Raw genomic sequence first — 5,601 nt, forward strand, 5'->3', positions numbered from 1 at the left:
CGTGTGCTCTTCCGATCTCGTCGCGGCCGGGCGGCTGGCGGCCGTCCGGGTCGTCGTCGCGCGGGTGGCGGCGGCCCGAGTGGTGGTGGTGCCGGCGGTCGCGCGCTTCACAGCGGTGGCCTTCGGCAGCTTCTTCGAACCGCTGATGACGTCCTTGAAGGTCGTGCCGGCGCGGAACGCGGGCACGTTGGTCTTCTTGACGCGAACGGTCTCACCGGTGCGCGGGTTCCGCGCGGTGCGGGCGGCGCGGGCGCGCTTCTCGAACACACCGAAGCCGGTGATGTTCACCTTCTCGCCCTTGTTGACCGTCCGGATGATGATGTCGACAAGGCCATCGACGGCCTCCGACGCGACCTTCTTGTCGCCCAGGCGCTCCGACAGCGCCTCGATCAGCTGGGCCTTGTTGGCCATTCCAGTCCTCCAAGAAGAACTACTTGTACACGGCCCCGTCGGCCGACTTAGCGCACACGGTATTACCAATGCAGCACAAATTCCAAACGACGCGCGGAAATTTCCCTTGTCTCGGGGGCTGTTCCGCCTCCCGAGGGACCCCTTCAGGGCCTCTCGAGGTGCCGTTCGGTGTGGTTTCGGGGCTGTCGCACAGGACCCCGGCCGAGGTGCGGATTCCCTGCTCAGCAAGGGAATCCGCCCCCTTCGACCGACCCTAGGAGGAGGCCGCCGGGAGGGTCACCGGCTTCCAGGAGGGGCGCTGGATCTCGAAAGTGTCGATCTCCTCCGCGTGGCGGAGTGTCAGGGCGATGTCGTCGAGCCCTTCGAGGAGCCGCCAGCGGGTGTAGTCGTCGATCTGGAAGGGCGCGGTGAAGTCCTTGGCCCGTACCGTCTTCGACTCGAGGTCCACCGTGACCTCCGTCCCGGGCTCGTTTTCGAGCAGCTTCCACAGCAGTTCGACGTCCGCCTGCTCGACCTGAGCGGCGACGAGGCCCTGCTTGCCCGAGTTGCCGCGGAAGATGTCCGCGAACCGGGAGGAGATCACGGCGCGGAAGCCGTAGTCCATCAGGGCCCAGACCGCGTGCTCGCGGGAGGAACCGGTGCCGAAGTCCGGGCCCGCGACCAGGACCGACCCGCTTTTGAAGGGCTCTTGGTTGAGGATGAACGACTCGTCGGAGCGCCAGGCGGCGAAGAGACCGTCTTCGAAGCCGGTGCGGCTCACGCGCTTGAGGTAGACCGCCGGGATGATCTGGTCAGTGTCCACGTTGGACCTGCGCAGCGGGACCCCGACGCCGGTGTGGTGGGTGAACGCGTCCATGGTTGGGAACTCCTTCGCGGATGTCAGCGATGTCAGCGGGCGGCGGCGGGCAGCAGGTCTTCGGGGCTGGACAGGGTTCCCCGCACGGCCGTGGCGGCCGCCACGAGTGGTGAGACCAGATGCGTCCGGCCGCCCTTGCCCTGCCTGCCTTCGAAGTTGCGGTTCGAGGTCGAGGCGCTGCGCTCGCCCGGCTTGAGCTGGTCCGGGTTCATGCCGAGGCACATCGAACAGCCCGCCTGACGCCATTCCGCGCCGGCTTCGGTGAAGACCTGGTCCAGCCCTTCGGCTTCGGCCGCCTGGCGGACCCGCATCGAGCCGGGGACGACGAGCATCCGGACCGACTCGGCGACCTTGTGCCCGCGCAGGACGTCCGCGGCGGCCCTCAGATCCTCGATACGGCCATTCGTGCACGAGCCGAGGAAGACGGTGTCCACCGCGATCTCCCGCAGCGGCGTGCCCGGCTTCAGGTCCATATAGGACAGGGCCTTTTCAGCGGCGATGCGCTCGTTCTCGTCGCCGATGCGCTCGGGGTCGGGCACCTCGGCGCCCAGCGGGAGCCCCTGGCCCGGGTTCGTGCCCCAGGTCACGAAAGGCGTGAGCTCGTCGGCGTTCAGCCGCACCTCGGCGTCGAAGACGGCGTCGTCGTCCGTGCGGAGTTCGCGCCAGTTCTCGACCGCGGCGTCCCAGTCGGCGCCCTTCGGCGCGTGCGGACGGCCCTTCAGATACGCGAACGTCGTCTCGTCCGGGGCGATGAGCCCGGCGCGCGCGCCGGCTTCGATCGACATGTTGCAGACGGTCATCCGGGCTTCCATCGACAGGTTTTCGATGGCTTCGCCGCGGTATTCGAGGACGTAGCCCTGTCCGCCGCCGGTGCCGATCTTCGCGATCACCGCGAGGATGATGTCCTTCGCCGTGACGCCGGGCCGCAGGGCACCGTCGACCGTGATGGCCATCGTCTTGAATGGACGGAGCGGCAGGGTCTGGGTCGCCATGACGTGTTCGACCTCGGAGGTGCCGATTCCGAAGGCCATCGCCCCGAAGGCGCCGTGCGTCGAGGTGTGACTGTCGCCGCACACCACGGTCATCCCCGGCTGGGTCAGGCCCAGTTGCGGGCCGATGACGTGCACGATTCCCTGTTCGGCGTCGCCCATCGGGTGCAGCCGGACACCGAACTCCTTGCAGTTGGTGCGAAGGGTGTCGACCTGGGTGCGGGAAACGGGATCCGCGATCGGCAGCTCGATGTCGATCGTCGGGACGTTGTGGTCCTCGGTCGCGATGGTGAGGTCGGGGCGGCGCATTTTCCGGCCCGCCAGGCGGAGTCCGTCGAAGGCCTGCGGGCTGGTGACCTCGTGCAGCAGATGAAGGTCGATGTAGAGCAGGTCGGGCTCGGCCCCCTCGCCGCGCCGCACCAGGTGCGACTCCCACACTTTCTCGGCCAGTGTCCGGGGCATTTCCGGCTCCTCACATGCGGTGAAATCGGTACTTCCCACCATCTGGACATCTCAAACTTCGGGAAGATAGTATCGGCTTGTGGGACAGCATAGCGGTATCGGAGTACTCGACAAGGCCGTGGCCGTGCTTCAGGCCGTGGCCGAAGATCCTTGTGGCCTGGCGGAACTGTGCACGCGGACCGGTTTGCCGCGCGCGACGGCGCATCGGCTGGCGGTCGGCCTCGAAGTGCATCGCCTGTTGCGCAGAGGCCCCGACGGGCGCTGGCGGCCGGGGACCGCGCTCGCGGAACTGGCGGGCGGTTCGACCGATCCGCTGCTCGACGCGGCGAGCTCGGTGCTGCCGAAATTGCGCGACATCACCGGGGAAAGCGTTCAGCTCTACCGTCGCGACGGTGTCCAGCGCGTCTGCGTTTCGACCGCGGAACCGCCCAGCGGTCTCCGTGACACGGTGCCGATCGGTTCACGGCTGCCGATGACGGCGGGTTCCGGCGCGAAGGTGCTCGCCGCGTGGTCGGATCCGCACACGCAGCGGACGATCCTTTCCGAAGCCGTGTACGGGGAGCGCACGCTGCTCGAGGTCCGCCGTCGGGGCTGGGCCCAGAGCGTGGCGGAACGGGAGCCCGGTGTGGCGAGTGTCTCGGCGCCGGTACGGGATTCGACGGGCACCGTCGTCGCCGCGGTGTCGGTTTCCGGGCCCATCGAACGTATAGGGCGTAAACCGGGGGCGCGCTGGGCCGCGGATCTGCTCGCCGCCGCGGACGCGCTCCAGGAGCGCCTCTGAGCTTCCAGACGGATGAAGGCCCCCTGCGGCGCAGGGGGCCTTCATCGTTTCCGGGACCGTCCTGAATGGACGCGTCGGATCAGAACTCGTCGGCCTTCGTCAGCTCGTGTTCGAGGGTGTCGGCGCGCGTGACGAGGGACTTCAGCGGGTGTTCGAACTCGTTCCGCAGGTTCAGATCGACCAGCGGGATCGTGTGCTTGAGCAGGGCGACGCCGTCCACCACCGCCGCGCCGCCGACCGAGTCACCGCCCGCCAGTTCGAGCAGGCGCCGCAGGTCGATCTTGTCGGCCCAGCCGACCGGGGAAGAGATCTCCACCCACTCCGCGCCGTCGTGGTCGGGCAAGTGGTGCAAGGACACCTGCTGGCCGCGGCCCTCCCCGGTGTCGACCCGGAACCGGAGCCAGCCGTCCCGCTCTTCGAGCACCTCGTACCGCGCCCGGACGAAATTGATCACGCCTGCCCAGATGGACACCCTCGTCACCTCTCGGTTTCGCCACTTCGTGCGCTGTCGAGCATGGCACATCCGGGACGGGTTCAGCCGCCCGGATAGAGGCCGGCCATCGCGCGCACGGTCGCTGTCAGGTGGGCGACCAGCGCGGCGGGCTCCAGCGCCTGGGCGTCGACGCCGAGCTTGAGCAACCCCGCGGCGGCGTGGGGCACGCTCTCCATCGGGATCCTGGCCCGCCGCCAGCCTTCGGCGTCCTCGCCGGTGAGGGTGCGGCGGGCGAGACGCGCGGCCCGCGGGCCGAGGAGGTCCGGCAGGGCGGCGATCCCCTGCGGTGACAGGCGGATGAGCGCGGTCTCGGTCTCCTCCGCCTCTTCGTAGCCTTCGACGTGTGCCCGCCAGAACGCGGAGAGTTCGAATCCTTCGGGCCGCTCGGCCTTCTCCGGCAGCGTCCGCGACCGCTGGATCGACGAGACCTTGTAGATGCGCGGCTGGTTCCGGCGGACGGCGACGAGGTACCAGACCCCGGCCTTGAGCACGAGCCCCAGCGGATGCAGCCGGCGGGTGACGACACCGGGCTCGGGCGACCAACGGCGATACCGGATCTCGATGACCCTGTCCCGCCACAACGCTTCCGCCACGGCTGTCAGCAGCGGCACCGGTTCGGCTTCGGAGTACCAGCCGGGCGCGTCGAGATGGAACCGCTGCCGGATCCGCGTCGAGGCGTCCCGGTACGGCGTCGGGAGAGCGGCCGTCAGCTTGAGCTCGGCGGCCGCGACCTGGGCGCCCAGCCCGAGTTCGGCGGCGGGCTCCGGCAGCCCGGTGAGGAACAGGGATTCGGCCTCGTCGGCCGTGAGACCGGTCAAGCGGGTGCGATAGCCCTCCAGTAACCGGTAGCCGCCGAAAGGCCCTGTCTCGGCGTAGATCGGCACGCCCGCGGCGGAGAGCGCCTCGATGTCACGGTAAACGGTGCGCGCGGTCACGCCGAGTTCCGCGGCCAGCCTGGCCGCGCTCAGCTTCCCCCGGTTCTGCAACAGCAACAGCAGGGACACCATCCGGCCGGCACGCACGGCCGGGAGTCTGCCAGCGACCACTGACAGAAGATGTCAGCGATGGCGCCGCAAGATCGGCGGCATGAACGATTTCGACTTCTTCACCGGCTCCTGGACCGTCGCCAACCGGCGGCTGAAGACCCTTTTCGAGGACAGTGACGACTGGTACGAGTTCCCCGGGACCTCCACCTGCCAACCGATCTTCGGTGGCGGCGGCAACACCGAGGAGATCGTTTTCCCGACGCTGGGCAGCAGCGGCTTCACGCTGCGCCTGTTCGACGTCGCCAGGAAGGAGTGGTCGATCTACTGGGCGAGCAGCCGGACCGGGCTGCTCTGTCCGCCGGTGGTGGGAACTTTCGACGGCGGACGGGGCGACTTCTACGGCGACGACAGCCACGAGGGGCGGCCGATCAAGGCGCATTTCCTCTGGTCGGAGATCACCGCGACGTCGGCGCGTTGGGAGCAGGAGTTCTCGGTGGACGGCGGGGAGACCTGGGAATCCAACTGGGTGATGGAGTTCAGCCGGGTCTGAGATCGGCTGCGGCCGGGATCGGGCGTGCCATCGCAGTGGGGGTGGTCGTGAGTGGCAAGTGTCGTTAGAGCGG

At 68.7% G+C, this 5,601-nt stretch carries 7 protein-coding genes; 2 read left to right on the top strand and 5 right to left on the bottom strand.

Annotated features, from left to right (window positions below; all coding sequences use genetic code 11):
* The 3 genes from CFP71_RS41770 to leuC form a co-directional block, all read right to left on the bottom strand.
* A partial coding sequence (locus CFP71_RS41770) for an HU family DNA-binding protein (RefSeq protein ID WP_143267276.1) occupies window positions 1-411 on the bottom strand: 411 nt, incomplete at its 3' end.
* 253 nt (window positions 412-664) lie between these two features.
* Entirely contained in the window at window positions 665-1,267 is a 603-nt protein-coding gene (gene leuD / locus CFP71_RS41775) for a 3-isopropylmalate dehydratase small subunit (protein WP_093939396.1), read from the bottom strand.
* Window positions 1,268-1,299: 32 nt separating this feature from the next.
* Complete coding sequence (gene leuC / locus CFP71_RS41780) at window positions 1,300-2,718, bottom strand: 3-isopropylmalate dehydratase large subunit (protein ID WP_093939397.1); 1,419 nt, start codon at window positions 2,716-2,718, stop codon at window positions 1,300-1,302.
* 79 nt (window positions 2,719-2,797) lie between these two features.
* On the opposite strand from leuC, the gene CFP71_RS41785 reads away from it, so the two are divergent.
* On the top strand, window positions 2,798-3,499 hold the full coding sequence (locus CFP71_RS41785) for an IclR family transcriptional regulator (RefSeq protein ID WP_005158149.1): 702 nt from the start codon (window positions 2,798-2,800) through the stop codon (window positions 3,497-3,499).
* 79 nt (window positions 3,500-3,578) lie between these two features.
* Here the strand turns inward: CFP71_RS41785 and CFP71_RS41790 are convergent, their stop codons facing one another.
* Window positions 3,579-3,971, bottom strand: a complete 393-nt coding sequence (locus tag CFP71_RS41790; RefSeq protein WP_005158152.1) for a hypothetical protein — start codon at window positions 3,969-3,971, stop codon at window positions 3,579-3,581.
* A 62-nt stretch (window positions 3,972-4,033) separates the two neighbouring features.
* The gene (locus CFP71_RS41795) at window positions 4,034-5,014 is read right to left on the bottom strand and encodes a helix-turn-helix transcriptional regulator (RefSeq protein ID WP_093939398.1); all 981 of its coding nucleotides are present in this window, start codon (window positions 5,012-5,014) and stop codon (window positions 4,034-4,036) included.
* A gap of 64 nt (window positions 5,015-5,078) precedes the next feature.
* Between CFP71_RS41795 and CFP71_RS41800 the strand changes: the two genes are divergently transcribed.
* Entirely contained in the window at window positions 5,079-5,528 is a 450-nt protein-coding gene (locus CFP71_RS41800; RefSeq protein WP_093939399.1) for a hypothetical protein, read from the top strand.
* Window positions 5,529-5,601: the final 73 nt, after the last annotated feature.

Origin of the sequence: Amycolatopsis thailandensis (assembly GCF_002234405.1) — a bacterium.
Taxonomy (GTDB): domain Bacteria; phylum Actinomycetota; class Actinomycetes; order Mycobacteriales; family Pseudonocardiaceae; genus Amycolatopsis; species Amycolatopsis thailandensis.

What these genes read in the sequence shown, in the direction of transcription:
- leuC (WP_093939397.1), bottom strand. Translation starts at nt 2,718, where the DNA reads ATGCCCCGGACACTGGCCGAGAAAGTGTGGGAGTCGCACCTGGTGCGG.
- CFP71_RS41800 (WP_093939399.1), top strand. Translation starts at nt 5,079, where the DNA reads ATGAACGATTTCGACTTCTTCACCGGCTCCTGGACCGTCGCCAACCGG.
- leuD (WP_093939396.1), bottom strand. Translation starts at nt 1,267, where the DNA reads ATGGACGCGTTCACCCACCACACCGGCGTCGGGGTCCCGCTGCGCAGG.